Source organism: Streptomyces alkaliterrae, from assembly GCF_007097205.2.
GTDB classification, from domain to species: domain Bacteria; phylum Actinomycetota; class Actinomycetes; order Streptomycetales; family Streptomycetaceae; genus Streptomyces; species Streptomyces alkaliterrae.
Genome location: NZ_VJYK02000535.1, coordinates 1 through 1,669, shown reverse-complemented (window position 1 = coordinate 1,669; position 1,669 = coordinate 1). Strand labels below are relative to the sequence as shown.

At 77.4% G+C, this 1,669-nt stretch carries 2 protein-coding genes; one reads left to right on the top strand and one right to left on the bottom strand.

Annotated features, from left to right (window positions below; genetic code table 11):
* Positions 1-443: PucR family transcriptional regulator (locus tag FNX44_RS26510; RefSeq protein WP_173019304.1), on the top strand; the 443-nt coding region annotated here is incomplete at its 5' end.
* 30 nt (positions 444-473) lie between these two features.
* Here the strand turns inward: FNX44_RS26510 and FNX44_RS26505 are convergent.
* Positions 474-1,669 (bottom strand): ABC transporter ATP-binding protein (locus FNX44_RS26505; RefSeq protein WP_143651510.1); only part of this gene is annotated, 1,196 nt, incomplete at its 5' end.

The following is a 1,669-nucleotide window of genomic DNA, read 5'->3' as shown; positions in this document are numbered from 1 at the left end:
GGCTCGGCGAGGACGGCCGGGTCACCCTCGGGGTGAGCGCGACGGTGGTGTCCGCCGAGGGCCTGCGCGGCGCGCTGGAGGAGGCCCGGCACGCCCGCCGGGTGGCGGCGGCCCGCCCGGGCGCGGTGTGCGCGGCCGGCCACGAGGAACTGGCCTCCCACGTACTGCTGCTGCCGTTCGTGCCGGACGACGTCCGCCGGGCCTTCACCGCCCGGCTCCTGGACCCCCTGCGGGACTACGACGCCCGCCACCGCGCGGAGCTCATGACCACGCTGGAGGCGTTCCTGGACTCCGACGGCTCCTGGACGCGCTGCGCGAGCCGACTGCATCTGCATGTGAACACTCTGCGCTACCGAGTGGGGCGAATCGAGCAACTGACGGGTCGGGACCTGTCGCGTCTGGAGGACAAGCTCGACTTCTTCCTCGCCCTGCGGATGAGCTGAAACAGCGCCCGGGCGGGCGCCCCGCACCGCCTAGGTTCGGAGGGGCGCCGGGTCGGGGGTGCCTGAGGCCGACGAACCGAGGACGCGGGTGAGCGCACCGCCGGCGGCGGTGAGTTCACGCCAGTCGCCGGTCTCGGTGATCCTGCCGTTCTCCAGGACGGCGATCCGGTCCGCGCGGCGGATGGTCGCCGGCCGGTGGGCGATCACCACCGTCGTGCGGTCTGCCGCTCCGGCGCGCAACGCCGCCGCCAGCTCCGCCTCGCCGCTGTTGTCCAGATGGGCGGTCGTCTCGTCCAGGACCAGCACGCGCGGCCCGGCGAGCAGCGCCCTGGCCAACGCGACCCGGGCGCGCTGCCCGCCGGAGAGCGTCGCGCCGCGCTCGCCCACCGGGCTTGCCATACCGTCGGGCAGCGCCGCGGCGATCCGGTCGACGCCGCACAGCCGCGCCACCCGGGCCAGTTCCGCGTCGTCGGCATCCGGCGCGGCCAGCCGCAGGTTCTCGGCGAGCGTGCCGTGGAACAGCGGCGCCTCCTGGCCGACGACGGCCACCGCGCCGCGCAGCTCGGCGTCGGCGACGTCCCGCAGGTCGGTCGCCGAGCCGTCGGCGGCGAGCAGTTGCACGGCTCCCTGCCGGGGATCCCAGAAGCGGGCGATGAGCTGGGCGCAGGTGGACTTGCCGGCGCCGGACGCGCCGACGAGGGCGAGCGTCTGGCCGGGCGGCACGGTCAGCTCCACGCCGTCCAGTACCGGAGCGCCGCCGTAGTCGAAGCGCAGGGCGCGCAGCCGCAGGCCCAGCGGTCCGCCCGGCAGTGGCCTGGGCTCGGCGGGTTCGGGGGCGAGCGCCGGTGCCCGGACGCCGGCGCCGACGCGGGCGGCCGCCGCCCGTAGGCCCGCCGCCTGGCCGAGCGCCCGCGCGGCCTCGGCGACCGGGGCGAGCACGGCGAGCGACAGGGCCAGCGCGGCCGGCACCCACGGTCCGTGCAGGCGGTCGGTGAGCGCCGCGTGCCCGGCCGCCGCGACGACCGCGAGCAGCGCCAGCACGATCAGCACCTCGCGCACGGCGGCGGCGCCCGCCTCCCACACCGCTTCGGCGCGCTGCGCCCGGCCGACCCGTTCACCCTGTTCGCGCAGGGCGGCGCGGCGCTTGTCGAGGGCGTCGAAGGCCAGCAGCTCGCGCAGCCCGTCGACGGTCTCCACGGTGTCGGCGGACAGCTCGGCGCCGGCCG